Origin of the sequence: Desulfohalobium retbaense DSM 5692 (genome assembly GCF_000024325.1) — a bacterium.
GTDB lineage: Bacteria > Desulfobacterota > Desulfovibrionia > Desulfovibrionales > Desulfohalobiaceae > Desulfohalobium > Desulfohalobium retbaense.
Genome location: NC_013223.1, coordinates 22,682 through 36,755, shown reverse-complemented (window position 1 = coordinate 36,755; position 14,074 = coordinate 22,682). Strand labels below are relative to the sequence as shown.

The 14,074-nt window shown below is 59.9% G+C and carries 12 protein-coding genes and 1 riboswitch; of the genes, 4 read left to right on the top strand and 8 right to left on the bottom strand.

Annotation, left to right across the window (positions count from 1 at the left end; genetic code table 11):
* The first annotated feature begins 69 nt into the window (after positions 1-69).
* The gene (locus DRET_RS00165; RefSeq protein WP_015750495.1) at positions 70-1,299 is read left to right on the top strand and encodes an MFS transporter; all 1,230 of its coding nucleotides are present in this window, start codon (positions 70-72) and stop codon (positions 1,297-1,299) included.
* A 247-nt stretch (positions 1,300-1,546) separates the two neighbouring features.
* Here the strand turns inward: DRET_RS00165 and DRET_RS00160 are convergent, their stop codons facing one another.
* From DRET_RS00160 to DRET_RS00130, 7 genes are all read right to left on the bottom strand, one after another.
* Positions 1,547-2,341, bottom strand: coding sequence for an ABC transporter ATP-binding protein (locus DRET_RS00160; protein ID WP_015750494.1), 795 nt, complete (start codon positions 2,339-2,341; stop codon positions 1,547-1,549).
* Complete coding sequence (locus DRET_RS00155; protein ID WP_015750493.1) at positions 2,329-3,330, bottom strand: FecCD family ABC transporter permease; 1,002 nt, start codon at positions 3,328-3,330, stop codon at positions 2,329-2,331. The genes DRET_RS00160 and DRET_RS00155 overlap by 13 nt, the downstream gene beginning before the upstream one ends.
* A gap of 589 nt (positions 3,331-3,919) precedes the next feature.
* Positions 3,920-4,783 (bottom strand): ABC transporter substrate-binding protein, encoded by an 864-nt coding sequence (locus DRET_RS00150; protein WP_015750491.1) that lies wholly within the window; start codon positions 4,781-4,783, stop codon positions 3,920-3,922.
* Between the two features lie 31 nt (positions 4,784-4,814).
* Positions 4,815-6,740, bottom strand: a complete 1,926-nt coding sequence (locus DRET_RS00145; protein WP_015750490.1) for a TonB-dependent receptor plug domain-containing protein — start codon at positions 6,738-6,740, stop codon at positions 4,815-4,817.
* A gap of 108 nt (positions 6,741-6,848) precedes the next feature.
* Positions 6,849-7,043: riboswitch (cobalamin riboswitch) on the bottom strand.
* Between the two features lie 9 nt (positions 7,044-7,052).
* Positions 7,053-7,880: a metal ABC transporter permease gene (locus tag DRET_RS00140; RefSeq protein WP_015750489.1), complete on the bottom strand. Its 828-nt coding sequence runs from the start codon at positions 7,878-7,880 to the stop codon at positions 7,053-7,055.
* Positions 7,880-8,701 (bottom strand): metal ABC transporter ATP-binding protein, encoded by an 822-nt coding sequence (locus DRET_RS00135; protein WP_015750488.1) that lies wholly within the window; start codon positions 8,699-8,701, stop codon positions 7,880-7,882. The genes DRET_RS00140 and DRET_RS00135 overlap by 1 nt, the downstream gene beginning before the upstream one ends.
* Complete coding sequence (locus DRET_RS00130; RefSeq protein WP_015750487.1) at positions 8,698-9,579, bottom strand: metal ABC transporter solute-binding protein, Zn/Mn family; 882 nt, start codon at positions 9,577-9,579, stop codon at positions 8,698-8,700. Before DRET_RS00130 ends, DRET_RS00135 begins: the two co-directional genes overlap by 4 nt.
* Before the next feature lie 154 nt (positions 9,580-9,733).
* On the opposite strand from DRET_RS00130, the gene DRET_RS00125 reads away from it, so the two are divergent.
* Positions 9,734-11,065 carry an HD domain-containing protein gene (locus tag DRET_RS00125; protein ID WP_015750486.1) on the top strand — a complete coding sequence of 444 codons (1,332 nt, stop codon included), beginning with the start codon at positions 9,734-9,736 and terminating at the stop codon, positions 11,063-11,065.
* A 93-nt stretch (positions 11,066-11,158) separates the two neighbouring features.
* On the opposite strand, the gene DRET_RS00120 is transcribed toward DRET_RS00125, so the two are convergent.
* A complete protein-coding gene (locus DRET_RS00120) occupies positions 11,159-11,554 on the bottom strand; it encodes a secondary thiamine-phosphate synthase enzyme YjbQ (RefSeq protein WP_015750485.1) in 396 nt (131 codons plus the stop codon).
* On the opposite strand from DRET_RS00120, the gene DRET_RS00115 reads away from it, so the two are divergent.
* Together DRET_RS00115 and DRET_RS00110 are read left to right on the top strand one after the other, a co-directional pair.
* A complete protein-coding gene (locus DRET_RS00115; protein WP_167317774.1) occupies positions 11,541-12,281 on the top strand; it encodes a DUF3047 domain-containing protein in 741 nt (246 codons plus the stop codon). The genes DRET_RS00120 and DRET_RS00115 overlap by 14 nt on opposite strands.
* A gap of 123 nt (positions 12,282-12,404) precedes the next feature.
* A complete protein-coding gene (locus DRET_RS00110; RefSeq protein ID WP_012813872.1) occupies positions 12,405-14,006 on the top strand; it encodes a DNA repair protein RecN in 1,602 nt (533 codons plus the stop codon).
* Positions 14,007-14,074: the final 68 nt, after the last annotated feature.

Sequence of the window (14,074 nt, the reverse complement as noted above, 5' to 3'; positions counted from 1 at the left end):
TTTCAGCGGCCTGTTCTATGATCCAGAAGCCCCATCGGCCCAGGATACCAACCATACAGGGAGCTTTGTTTGTCCATTTCACCCAGCCCAGCGCAGCCGCAATTTACCCGCCTCGTCGGGCCGCTTGTGCTCATTTCGACCATTTTTTTTCTCAATTTCATTTCCCGGGTGGCCCTGGGTCCTGTACTTTTGCCCCTGCAAGAGGACCTCGGCATCAGCCTCAGCCGCACCGGCCTCATTTTTCTGACCTTGCAGGCCGGCTACAGCGTGGCCTTGCTCAATGCTGGGTGGGTATCCTCCCGATTGACGCACCGGCGGACTATTTTGCTTTCGATTTGGGCCATCGGCGCGGGGTGGATCTGTGTCGGTCTGAGCCCGAGTTTTCCGGTCATGCTCGCCTGCCTCTTTGCCACCGGTCTGGGCGGCGGCCTCTATCTCCCCTCCGGCGTGGCCTCGATCACCGACATCACCCCGAGCTGCCATTGGGGCAAAGGGTTCGCCATTCATGAAATGGCCCCGAGCCTGTCCTTCATCCTGGCCCCGCTGCTCGTCGAGGCCCTGCTCTTTCTGGGGTCCTGGCGCCTGGTGTATATTGTCCTGGGCCTGTCCTGCTTCGTGGTCGGGGCCATTTACCGCAAACACAGCACCGCCGGGCGGTTTTCCGGACAGCCGCCGCGGCTCAAAGCCCTGCGGGCCATCCTGACCCGCCCCGCCTTCTGGGCCATGACCCTGTTTTTCGTCCTTGTCGTGGGCGGAGAGATCGGGGTCTACAACCTCGCCCCGGCCTATTTGGTCAAAAGCCACGGCATCCCGAGGGAATGGGCCAATTTCATCCTTTCGGCCTCCCGGCTGCTCAGTCTGGGAACCGCTTTTGGGGCCGGTTGGTGTATCGATAAGCTGGGCCTGAAACGTTCCCTGACCGTGATTCTCAGCGCCGGCGGCCTGGCAACCATTGGCTTCGCCTGGGGCAGCAGTCTTTGGGTTGCGGCTATGCTCGTTCTCCAGCCGATTTTTCTCGTCGCCTATTTCCCAGCCGGGTTTTCCGCCCTGACCAGCATCTCCGAAGACAAGCAAAACGATCTGACCGTGTCCTTGACCGTGACCAGCGCCTCTTTGCTCGGCGCAGGCGGCATCCCAGCCCTGTTGGCCTACCTGGGCGAACACGTCTCTTTTAGTCTCGGCTTCACCGGCCTGGGGGTCTGCCTCGCGGCCAGTGCCCTGCTTGTCCCCTTTCTCGATTTCCGCAATGCCGCGGCGGTGCAGGAAGGACAGGAATGCCGTCACACGGAGGGGGGCTGAGGAATAAGGGGATGGAGGAATTATGGATTGAGGTATAAGACAATGATGATTGCGTGAACTGAAGAGACCAGGGAATACCAAAAAGGCGGGGAAACGAGACAGGGGGAATTGAAAGACAGAGTCCGGACTATCGAAATCCTGTCTGATGGAGAAATAAAAACATATTGTTGCGGCAAAATAGAATTGAGGAAGTGAAAAACAGTTCACTTCTCCAATTTCGGCATCCGTAATGCCTCATTTTTTTATTTTATTCCAAGAATCGCTTCGGAACCGGAGTCACCAGCGGCACACCGAGCCGGCTCTGCTCCACGAGCATGACACAGCCGTAGGCCTGTTCGAGCAAAGAGAAGGTCATGGTCTCTCCTGGCGGCCCCTGCCCCAGGACACGCCCCTCCTGCAACAAGACGACGTGATCGGCGTACAGGGCCGCCAGATGCAGATCGTGGGAGACAAGGCAGACGCACAACCCCTGCTCCCGGCACAAGCGCTGCAGTAAATCCATGATCCGCACCTGGTGCGCCGGATCAAGCGAGGCGGTGGGCTCATCCAACAGCAGCAATTGCGGCTGTTGGCACAAAGCCCGTGCGAGATGGACACGCTGGCGTTCCCCGCCGCTGAGTTCCTCCAGACGGCGCGCGGCAAGATGATCCACATGGGTGAAAACCATCGCCTCCTCAGCCAATTTCCGGTCGCGCTGCCCCTCCCAACCGAGCCAGCCCAAAAACGGTGTCCGTCCCAAAAGCACGAGTTGCTCGACCGTCAAATGGGGGACCACCGCCTGGTCCTGTTCGAGCACAGCCACCTGCCGGGCGAGTCGCCGCCGCCCCATCCGGTGGACGTCCCCCCCCTCGATCAGGACCCGCCCGCTTTCAGGCTGCAGCCACCCGGCCAGCAACGCCAAAAGGGTGCTCTTCCCGGCACCGTTGGGCCCGATGCAGACATGCAGCCGCCCTTTCTCTGCCGCCAGATCCACGCCGGAGACCACCGCGGATTCCCCGGGACGGTATCCGAATGTAATCCCGCGGGCTTCTACAAACGCCATCGGTCCTCCCGAACAAGCAGCACGATAAACAGCGGCGCACCGATCAACGCCGTGACCACACCGACAGGAATCTCTTGCGGCGGCACCGTCCGGGCAAGAACATCACAGAGCATGACAAAGCCTGCGCCGCCGCAGAAGCAGGCCGGCACCAACTCCCGGTGATCAGTGCCCAGAACAAGCCGCAGAATATGCGGCACGACCAGACCGACAAATCCGATCAAGCCACACAGGGCAACCACCCCGCTGACCATCCAGGCCACGAGGACCAGCAATAGCGCAATCACCCGCCGCACCGGGATGCCAAGCCCCAGCGCGCCGTGATGGCCCAGCAACAGCACATTGAGCGTCGGGGCCAGGCCGAAGAGCACGCCACCGCCCAGGACAACGGTTCCGGCCAAAAGCGCCAGATGGTTTCCCGGAGGCAGGGAAAAATGGCCCATGAGCCAGTACAGGGCCGATTGAAGCTGGAGTTGTGGGCTCAAGGAAAGCAGGAACAGGATGATCGCCGAACAAAAGGCGTTGGCCATGACCCCGGTCAACAAAAGCCCTTCACGCTGCACCACGCGGCGTCCCGCCAGGGCCAACACCAGGGCCACGATGCCCAGACCGCCCGCAAACGCGCCCCCGGCCACACCGGGAAAAAAAGGCCAGCCCAAAAGCAGCCCAAACACAGCGCCCACCCCGGCACCGCCTGAGACCCCAAGAATATACGGTTCGGCCAAAGGGTTACGCAAAAGGACCTGCAACACCAACCCGCCCAGCGCCAATCCCGCCCCCGCGAGGCCCGCCAGGAGGACCCGGGGCAACCGCACCTCACGGACGATACTCACCGTGGTCGGTTCCGCATATCCCCAGAGGGCGGCCCAGACTTGGGCAAGGTCCAATCCGGCCGGACCGCTGCACACGCCGATAACCCCGGAACAGAGCACAAAAACAAGCCCGGTGCAGCAGATGACGATAAGCCGAAAGGGAAAAACAGGCGAGGGCATGGTCAATCCTTACCGCAATCATGAAAGGGGAGTCAGCGACAAGCCTCCACGCTAAGAGCCCGGGGCCGGGGGATTTTGCTCACGGCTTGGCAACACTCCTGCGCCCGTGAGCTATCGTAGTCCGTTGCAAAGACAACACCTGGCGAGCGAACACCGCGACACAACACCACCTCGCGCCTTTGCCAAGCTGGAGCAAAATTCCCGGAACCGGGTCAGCGACAAGCCTCCGCGCTAAGAGCCCGGGGCCGGGGGTTTTGCTCACGGCTTGGCAACACTCCTGCGCCCGTGAGCTATCGTAGTCCGTTGCAAAGACAACACCTGGCGGGCGAACACCGCGACACAACACCACCTCGCGCCTTTGCCAAGCTGGAGCAAAATTCCCGGAACCGGGTCAGCGACAAGCCTCCGCGCTAAGAGCCCGGGGCCGGGGGTTTTGCTCACGGCTTGGCAACACTCCTGCGCCCGTGAGCCATCGCAGTCCGTTGCAAAGGCAACACCTTGCGGGCGAACACCGCGATACAACACCACCTCGCGCCTTTGCCAAGTTGGAGCAAAATTCCCGGACCCGGGCCACCCTGCACAAACCCGATCATTTCGACTCCATAACGGCCTCAGCGCCAGGATGCAAAAGCGCCGTCAGCGTCTCCAGGGCTTGCACGAGACGCGGCCCAGGGCGGTTGAAGCGGTCCGCGTCCACGATATGAACCCGGCCCTGGGTCACAGCCGGCAGATGTTCCCAGCGTTGCAGCCGCTTCTTGGCCTCCACAGCCCGTTCACGGCCGCCCATGCTCGGCAAAAGGACCACATCCGGAGCGAGACGGAGAATGTCTTCATAGCTCAACCGCGGATATCCAGCGGAATCAACGGTGACATTGCTCCCCCCGGCAGTGGCGATGAGTTCGTGCAGATAGGTATCGCCCCCGACCCCGATGAGCGGGGCCAGCCCGGCGAGATACAGCACACGGGGACGAGACGACGCGGCCTCTGCCCGGGCGCGGGCCGCATCAATGCTGTGAGACAGTCTGCGGTGCAGGATCTCGGCCTGATCGGGACAGTTCAGAATCTGTCCCAGCCTAGGGACCATTTCCAGGACCTGCTTCAGGGAATACGGAGCAAAGGCGTAGACCGGGATGCCGAACTGCTCCAGACGGTCGACGACCTGCCGGGGGTTGCCGTCCTTGACCGCCAGGCAGAGATCCGGCTTGCGGGCCAGAATGCGCTCCAATTCCGGGCGCACGTAACTGCCCACCCGGGGCAGCTTTGCTGCCTGGGGCGGGTAATCGCTGAATTGGCTGACCCCGACCACCCGCTCTCCCTGCTTGAGGGCGAACACGGTCTCGGTCAGACTCGGAGCAAGGCAGACCACCCGTTGCGGATCCTCCGGCACTGCCGCCTGGCGCCCGGCCTGGTCGGTGAGCACGGGCCCGGCGTGAACCGGGCCCGCCAGCGCCATAAGCAGCCCCACGAGGAGCAGTGCCAGGAGCCTAGAACGTATATTCGATCCCGGCCGCGACCGAACGCCCGGGCATGGGGTAGCCGTTTTTGTAACTATAACGCTTGTCAAAGAGGTTCTCCACATCCAGATAGACCTGCAAATCAACAACAGGTCTGTAGCTTATCCGGGATCCGAACACAGCAAATTCCGTTTGTCGCCCCACATTTTTTCCTTCCCATGGCCCCCGGATTTCCAACCAGGAATCCAAAGAGAGTTTGGCCCCAAGATCCACAGCTAGTCCAATCTGACCCTCATATTCAGGAAGCTGGAAAATAGTCTGACTGGATCCACCGGAATCCTCCTGCTCCCGTTTCGTATAGTACCGGGCCGTGGCATGGGGGCGGACAATGAGCATCTCGCTCCAATCGAATGCGGTTTGCCCTTGCAGTTCCAGCCCCTGCACAGTCCAGCCGTCGATGTTTACATATTTTCCAGTCTCACCAAAACTTGGTCCTTCTATTTTATCTGTGTATTTCGTATGGAAAACGGTGCCTTCAATGCGGCCATGTTGGCCGCCCCATTCCATACCTGTTTCGTAGGTTACAGAATGTTCCGACTTGAGGTTAGGGTTACCTATATATGTAGTACCATAAGAGGTAAATTTCCCTGTTAACTCCTTGGCCATCGGGGGCCGGAAGGCAGTGCCCACAGCGGCGTGAAGCCCGAGGTTCGCGGTCAGCCAATACTTGCCCCCCACGCGCCAGGTAAGCGCGTCGTAGGTTTCCGTCCCGGTTTCCACGTTCTTCAGTTCCGAGGTTTTTTCGATGCGCGCCCGGTAGTGGTCGTAGCGCGCCCCCACCCAGAGGTCCCAGGGCCCGCTGCCGAAACGGTGCTCAGCAAAGACGGCGGTCACGTCGTATTCGCTGTTGGGCTCATATACCAACGAGCCGGAACGCTCGTCCTGGATCTGCGTGTATTCCGCACCCAGGCTCAGGGTGCCGAGGCGGGCGGTCTGGTGGTTGTACTGACCCCGCACCCCGGCCATCTGGGTTATATATTTGGACATGTCATTTGAATAAAACGCATACTCGTGCTCAGAGTGAAACGGCTGCAAGCGCCAGCTCTGTTTTCCGTCTGTGCTTTCGCCCTGATAGGTAACCAGCAGATGCCGGAGGGTGTCGTCGATATAATTCTCTGCAACATTGTCATCTAGAGGCCCTGGGCTGCCCAGGTCATTGTTCCGACTTTCGAGATACACGCCGTGCAGTTGGTGCTGTTGGCCGGGCCCGGCGGTGAGCTTCCCGCCCCAACTCTGCATATCAATGGCCGTGTTCGGGTACGTCTTGCCCCCACCGATGGCGTAGTCGTCCCGAGTGCGCTTGGACCCGGCCAGGACATAACCGAAGGTTTCCTCCGAACTGCACCCGCTCACGCCCACGTGGGCGGTTTTTTCCTCCCAACTGCCGTACCCCACGCCCACCTGGCCGGCGGTTTCCTGCCCGCCGGTGCGGGTGATCACGTTAACCACCCCACCCATGGCCGAACCGCCGTACAGGGCCGACCCCGGCCCGTGGACGATCTCTACCCGCTGGACCAGATCCAGCGGAATGAGGCTCAATGTCCCGGTAGCAATACGAGTTCCATCAAGCAGGACCAACACCCCAGAGTCGAAGCCAGCGCCCAAGGATTCATAGGATTCAAATCCACGTATTCCAAAGGAGGAATAGCCACCGGGCTGAATCTCGAAATCAGCGGCCATCTCCCGCTGAAGCAACCCCTCCAGATCCCGGGCCCCGGAGCGCTCAATGGCCTCGCGGTCCACAATTTGCGTGCTCACCGGCACATCCTGCTCGGTCGCTGGCGCCGCCGTGGCCGTGACCACGATTTCCGAGAGCTGGGTGGCGTTCTGCGCCCCCACTGACGTCCCCACACACACTACTGCGACACAAAGTGCCGCTGCTAGAACAGAGCGCATAAAAAAACCTCCTGCTTCAAGAGAAGCGGAGGCTCCGAGGAAAACGCGGGGTCTGCGCCGGACCACAGTACGGCGCACCAATCCCACGGGCTCATGCCTCGAAGCCCGATTGGTTACGCCCCTCAGGCTGGTCTCCCGGCTTGAGGATCTGCCGGCCGGACACGCCTTCCCACCTGCTGCAGGCAGTGGCTTATCTGTGTCCGCCGTCCCCTCTCACGGTTGCGGGCCAGCGCCGGATTTTCACCGGACTTCCCATTTCACCCTCACGCGATACGTAAGGCGACCTGGGGGCAGGATACAACAAAGACAAACTCACGCCGAAGGGTGCGAACGCAGCGCTCCGACGCATTTGTCCCAAACCAGAACCAGAAAAAAACAGACCGTCCCGACGGCGATAATACTCGCCCCCGAGGTCAGGTCGAAATAGTAAGCGGCCATAAGGCCGAAAAGACAAAACACAGCGGCCCAACCAGCAGCGGCGATCATCATCCGCCCGAGGGACTGCGCCTTGCGTTGCGCCAGATACGACGGAATAGTCAAAAGGGCAATGACCAGAATAAGCCCTACAACCTGGATAACCATGACGACCGAAACCCCGAGCAACGCGACCAGGAGGAAATGGAGAAACGTGACCGGCACCCCGCGCGTCCGGGCGAATTCCGGATCAAAGGACATGGCTTTGAGATCGCGGTAGTACAGCCCGATAACCAGCAAAAGCACAAGGACGATGCCGGCCATCCAGATCACATCGCGAAGCGGTACGGTCAGAATGCTGCCGAAGAGATAACTCATGAGATCCACATTGTAGCCGGGGGCGAGATCCAGCAGCAGGATGCCAAGCGCCATCCCAGCGGCCCAGAACACCCCGATGACCGTGTCTGTGCGCGATCGACGGTTCAGGGTCAGTCCGGCCAGTCCCAACGAGGCCAGGAGTGTAAAGCCGATCGTGCTCGGCAGGACCGGCCATCCGGCGTAAAAGGCGAGCCCGACTCCGCCGTACGCCATATGGGCCACGCCGCCAGCCAGGAAGACCATGCGGTTGACCACAATCAGCGAACCGATGATGCCGCAGGCGACGCTGGCAAAAAGGCCGGCCAGCAAGGCGTTTTGCATGAAGGGGTAGGACAGGGCGTCGAGCATCAGGACCTCGGTTGCAGGCGGTTCAGAAATCCGGGATGGGAGGGACCAAACCCGGCCATGGGACAGGTGTGGCGTTCATGCATCCCATAGAGCAGGTCAAACATCTCCTGGGTCACTTCAGGACGGGCGTTGTACAAAAGTGTCTTGTTCACACAGGCGATGGAATCGATGTGCGCTGTGGTGATCGAAAGATCATGACTGACCACGATGATGCTGACCGACGCCTTCAACTCGGCGAGAAACTCATAGAAACAGAATTTGGCCTGTGGGTCGATATTCGAGGTCGGTTCATCGAGAATCAACAATTCCGGGTCGGCCGCCAGGGCCCTGGCGATAAAGACGCGCTGCCGTTCGCCCCCGGAGAGGTGGCCCAGTAACCGATCCGTATAGCCGCTCAGCCCCACTTCCTCCAGGGATTGAAGCGCCTTTTCCCGCTCCCGGGCCGAATACCGCATGCCCCACCGCTTTTTTGTCCGCACGCCCATGAGCACCGTGTCCAAGACGCTCACCGGGAAATCGTCACGATTTTCAGCATATTGTGGTAAATACCCAATACGCGGACGGGCCTGGGCCGGGGTCTGGCCAAAAACCGAGATTTGGCCCTGCTGGGGCTTGAGGAGACCGAGCAGGATCTTGATCAGCGTGGTCTTGCCTCCGCCGTTGGGCCCCAACACAGCCAGATACTGACCTTGCAAAATTCGAAGGCTGACGTTCTCGAGAACCTTGGGGCCGTTGGTATAGGCGAAATCCACACCCTGGATGTCCGCCACGACCTGGGAATCGCGCACTTCTGGCGGCTTTGGCGAAGAGGCGTGTCTCATGACAACTCCCTGAGCATGACCTCGGCAACGCGTCGCAGGTTTGACGCCCAATCAGCCGCAAGGGGATCGAGTTCCACGACTTGGCCGCCGATCTGGTCTGCCACGACCTGGGCCGTTTTCCGGGAAAATTGCGGTTGGACGAAGACAGTCTGTAAATCGAGTTCTTCGGCCAAACGTACCAGTTCCTGCAGGGCCCGGGGACTCGGCTGTTTGCCCTCGATCTGCACCGGGGTCTGCACAAGCCCGTACGCCTTTGCAAAATAGCCCCAGGAGGGGTGAAAGACAAGGAAATGGGGGTGATTGGCGGCAAGCGGCGCCAGCTTCGAGGCGAGTTCGGCGTCCAAGGCAGCGACCGAGGCGGCGAACCTGACGTAGCGGCTCCGAATCTGTGCGGCCTGCGACGGCAGGGCCTCGGCCAGATGTTCGGCGATGCTTGCGGAAAAGGTGCGCACCAGGGGCGGACTGAGCCAGATATGGGGATCCGGCATCCCGGAGCCGTGGTCATGCCCCTTGGCTCCGACCTCCCTGGCCATGGAGCGCCGAACCACTTCGTCTTCGAGATGCACGACCTCCAAATCGGAATGGCCCTGGCGCAACCGTGGCAGCCAAGCCTTTTCAAAAGGAACCCCGATAGCGAAGTACACCGACGAACGCTGGAGTTCGGCCATTTGCCGGGGGCTTGGTTCGTATGTGGCCGGACTCGCTCCAGGCTGAACCATGACCTGGACCTGGACGTCCTCGCCCCCGATGGCCTCAACAATGGCCTTTTGCGGCAAGATACTGACTGTGACCGTGAGTTCGGCAGCTGTCGCCCAACCCGCACCACCGGTCCAGACGAGGACCGCAAGCAAGGCCGAAATCCAGAGATACAAACGCATATTTTATCCTATTTTTTTAGAGTGATAAACGGGGAAACACCGATTTCACCATATATGGTGGAGTTTGCCTCTGGCGGAAAAAGGTGTATGACGGCTCGAACACAAAAAGGAATTCTTTGCCGCCGAAGTGGCCACCGTCAAGGAGGAATACAGCATGCCCCAACCGCTCAAGGACGCTATCGCCCTGTGCAAAACCATACGCCGCAACGGCTACGATGCCTATGTCATAAGCGCCGCTTTGCAGGAACGCCTGCTGGAAAACGAGGAACACGGCGAAGTCGATATCGCCACTGATATGCAACCCTCGGAACTGCGCAAACTTTTCCCCTTGCTCGATTCCAGCGACGAGAATGCCGACCTGGGCTCACTCCAGGAAGGCGACATGCTCATGCGCTTCTACCCCATGGATACCCTGGCCAGCAGTCACCCGGAGGTTGCCGCCTCTCGCCTGACACCGCGGCTGATGAAAAAACTGGAAGACCGGGGGGAATTGCCGACGGCCCTGGCCTGTCCCTATATCCCCGAAGTTCCCGACGCCTATGCCGGCTTCTGCGACTTTTCCGACGGGGTCGTCAATCTCATCGGCGTCCCGGACGCGACCCTGCGCCGCAACTACCTTTTAGGCGTCCGTGCGCTGCGTTTTGCCGCCAATTACGATCTGCCGATGGAGCCCAACACCTGGGTGGCCATCCTCCGCTCCGCCTCACGCATCCTCGATTATGTTCCAGTCAGTGATATCGTGGACGAATGGAAGAAGGTCGAGGCCGAAAACATGGCCCAATTTTTCGAACTCCTTTATGAGACCCAGATTTTGCACGGTCTGATCCCGGAACTCGCCGCCCTGAGCAAGATCAAACAGCGCAAGAGCGAGGACGAGCCGGAGTTGGAGACCGCCTGGCAGCACACCCTGGACAAGATGCGCTTGTACCCGGAGACCTTGCCGTATGACTGGCTAGGGACCACTGCCTGTCTCTTTCATGATGTCGGCAAACTGTACACCGCCGAGTATACCGACGGCGAATGGACCTTCCATCAGCACCCCTGGGTCGGGGCCAAAATCACCCGGAAGATCCTCAAACGGCTGCGTTTTCCCACTGAAGACCTTGAGGTCATCTGCCATCTGGTCCGCCACCACAAGCGGTTCGATTCGATGCTCACCGATCGCGGCATCCGCCGCTTCAAGGCCTTGGACGAATACCCCCGAATCATTGAAATGGCTCGTGCCGACGTCAAGGCCCGGGGCGGCAACTACACCGCCTTCAACCACAACATGAAATACCTCGAGCGTGCCGACGTGCCCGAGGAGATGCTCGAGCCGCTTTTAAACGGCAAGGAGATCATGGATTTTACCGGGCTCAATCCGGGACCGGCGGTGGGGATTATCCGCCAAGCCCTGCTCCAGGCCCAGGTGGCCGGAGACGTGACCTCTATTCCCGAGGCAGTGGAGTTCATCCGGACGTATTACGAAAAAGAAATCCGCAATTAACTGGCTCCCGGCAACGCCCGTTTCCCGAGGCGCATTCAAGCGGCCCAAAATCTGGGGCTCGGTTGCTAGAACCGCTACGACTCTAGTAATCAGCTAGGCCGGAATCCATTGCAACCAGACACGGCGCTGGCGGGGCCCGTCGAACTCGGTAAAAAAGATGCCCTGCCAGGTGCCCAGGGCCAGACGGCCATTGGCCACCAACACCTGTTGGCTGCATCCCATCAAAGACGACTTGATATGGGCATCGCTATTGCCCTCGCCGTGCTCATAGCCCGCCATATGGGGGACGCTTTGGCGCAAATGGGCCAAGATGTCGCGGCAGACGCTGGGATCCGCTGACTCATTCACGGTCAGCCCAGCGGTGGTGTGGGCGCAGTGCAGAAGTACTACCCCGTCCTGCCACCCTTTGTCGCCGCAGACCCGTCGAACCTGCTCTGTGATATCGACAAATTCTTCACGCTTGGAGGTTGAAACGGTGATCTCGAGCATAGACTCCTCCTGGTTGCGAGGTCTTCTGTGGGCCGTGTCCGCAGCCTGCGCTGTGCTGCTGGCTCTGGGGCCGGCGCCGGTAAAGGCGCAATCCGAGTTGCGGGAGGACTTCGCCTCCCTAAAGCGATGGCGGCCCCTGTTTTTTGACAACATCGACGCCCACAGCACCTATTCCATCGAACACAACGCGAGTTCGTCCTGGCTCCGGGGGGTCGCCGACAATTCAGCCTCAGCCCTCGTGTCCACAGAACACTTCAATCCCTACGAATTTCCCCATCTCTCCTGGCGCTGGAAAGTCTCCAATGTCTACCAAAAGGGCGACGCGACAAGCAAATCTGGCGACGATTACCCGCTTCGTGTCTACGTCCTGTTTGAATATGACCCGTCCACTGCCTCGGGATGGCAGAAAATCAAATACGGTCTGGCCAAAGCCGTGTATGGTGACTATCCTCCGGACTCAACGCTCAACTATATTTGGGCCAACCAGCCCCACGACGCGCGCGTTCTGATCAACGCCTACACCGACCGGGCCCGGATGATCCCTCTGCGCCAGGGAACGAGAGATGTCGGAAAATGGGTGGACGAATCGGTCCATATCATCGAAGATTACCGCGAGGCCTTTGGAGAATCGCCACCGGCCAATGCGACGCTGGCCGTCATGAGTGACGCGGATAACACCGGCGAAAGGGCAATTGGTTTTATTGACTATCTCCGGCTGTCTCCATAGCCGCCAGCGAAACCGGCACACAGCAGACGACCGGGCCACTCCACGTCCCGCCCCCGGTCAGTGCAGAAACGTTGTCCCAACGGCGGGTCCCATTTCACAGCAAGGAGCCTCTTGTAAGCCACTATGCTTGAACTTCTTCGCATCCGCAATCTGGCCCTGATACAAGATCTGGAAATGGAATTCGACCCTGGCTTGAACGTTCTCACAGGCGAAAGCGGGGCCGGAAAATCATTCATCCTCAGAGCCCTTGATTTCATTCTCGGAGAGAAACTCCAGACCAACCACGTCCGTCCCGGCGCGGATAAAGCCGTGGTCGAAGCGATCTTTCACCTGGAGGGGCAAGAATATGTCCTGCGCCGTGAACTCAACTCCGCCACAGGACGCAGTCGCGTCTACATCAATGACGATCTGAGTTCGCAAGCCAAAATCCGGGCCCTTCGCCCCAGTCTGATCATCCATACCAGCCAGCACGGCCAACAACAGCTCCTCAATCCGAATTTCCACACCCGGCTTCTTGACGGCGACATCCCCCGGGAACTTCTGGGAACCAAGGAGGACTTGCTCAGTCGCTACAAGGACATCCTGCGCAGGCTGGAACAGCTCGACCAGTCCACGCAAGATCTCGACGCCAAGCGAGAACTCCTGGAATACCAGCAACAGCAAATCGACCAGGTCGGGCCCGAGCGTGGCGAAGAAGAACAGCTCCTTGAACGCAAGACCACCTTGCGCGAGCAGGCGGCAAGCCAGCAGGCGGTACAAAACTGTCTTGAAATCTTAAACGGGGCCGGACAACCAGGAGCGCTTGATTTGGCGGGAGATCTCCAGCGCGCCTCCCAATCGCTGCAGAGTATCAATGAAGGGCTGGGCGAACACGCCCAACATCTCCAGGAGTGGTACGAATACCTCAAGGAATTGGAAACCGAACTCCGTTCCCAACCGCTGCCTTTCGACAGCACCCAGGAGCTTGAAGGAATCGAGGCCCGCCTCTGGGAACTCGCCCAGCTCCAACGCCGCTTGAACCGGAATCTGGACCAGATCTGCGACCTGCATGAAGAAATTGAGGCCACCCTTTCCCATCGGGATCAGATCGGCCTCGAGCGCCAACAGCTTGAACGGCAGTCCCAAGAAATGCATGCCGAATTGATTCAGGCCGTTCAGGAGGTCAACGCCGCCCGAGAGCACACCGCCTCCCGATTGGCCGAACAACTCCGCCAGGAACTCGTCCAGCTCGGTTTCGCCGAAGAAATCCAGATTTTTTTCGCCCTCCACGACCATGAAGTCGCTCCCGGCATCTGGGAAAAACGGGCCCGTTTGCAGTGGGTGCCCAATCCCGGCCAGCCGGTTCAGGCCTTGGACGAAATCGCCTCGGGCGGTGAATTGTCCCGTTTTTTACTGGGCCTGGTCTGCCTGCAATCCACACGCGAGCTGCCGACCCTCCTGTTTGACGAAGTAGATGCCGGTGTCGGCGGTGTAACACTCAACAGCGTCGGCCAGCGGCTCACGGAATTGTCCCGGCGCCAACAGGTGGTCCTTATTTCCCATTGGCCGCAACTCGCCAGCCGAGGCCAGCGCCACTTTCAGGTCGCCAAGGAGATTGTGGACGGGGAAACCTTCACCACCTGTCACGAGCTCGATGCCCAGGCCCGTTTCGATGAATTGGCGCGCATGGCTGGCGGTGACGAGCAAGGCCTTGCCTTCGCCCAGCAACTGCTGCACAATCAATAACTATCGGCCATTGCCTTGCCTTCCGTGGCCTTTTTTGCACCTCTAACCTGCGCCTGTCGCTGCATTGG

Bases quoted from the DNA above. Each gene is read 5' to 3' on its own strand.
- DRET_RS00160 (WP_015750494.1), bottom strand. From the start codon at position 2,341: ATGGCGTTTGTAGAAGCCCGCGGGATTACATTCGGATACCGTCCCGGG.
- DRET_RS00155 (WP_015750493.1), bottom strand. From the start codon at position 3,330: ATGCCCTCGCCTGTTTTTCCCTTTCGGCTTATCGTCATCTGCTGCACC.
- DRET_RS00150 (WP_015750491.1), bottom strand. From the start codon at position 4,783: ATGGCGCTGGCGGGCCCGGTTCACGCCGGGCCCGTGCTCACCGACCAG.
- DRET_RS00145 (WP_015750490.1), bottom strand. From the start codon at position 6,740: ATGCGCTCTGTTCTAGCAGCGGCACTTTGTGTCGCAGTAGTGTGTGTG.
- DRET_RS00140 (WP_015750489.1), bottom strand. From the start codon at position 7,880: ATGCTCGACGCCCTGTCCTACCCCTTCATGCAAAACGCCTTGCTGGCC.
- DRET_RS00135 (WP_015750488.1), bottom strand. From the start codon at position 8,701: ATGAGACACGCCTCTTCGCCAAAGCCGCCAGAAGTGCGCGATTCCCAG.
- DRET_RS00130 (WP_015750487.1), bottom strand. From the start codon at position 9,579: ATGCGTTTGTATCTCTGGATTTCGGCCTTGCTTGCGGTCCTCGTCTGG.
- DRET_RS00125 (WP_015750486.1), top strand. From the start codon at position 9,734: ATGCCCCAACCGCTCAAGGACGCTATCGCCCTGTGCAAAACCATACGC.
- DRET_RS00120 (WP_015750485.1), bottom strand. From the start codon at position 11,554: ATGCTCGAGATCACCGTTTCAACCTCCAAGCGTGAAGAATTTGTCGAT.
- DRET_RS00110 (WP_012813872.1), top strand. From the start codon at position 12,405: ATGCTTGAACTTCTTCGCATCCGCAATCTGGCCCTGATACAAGATCTG.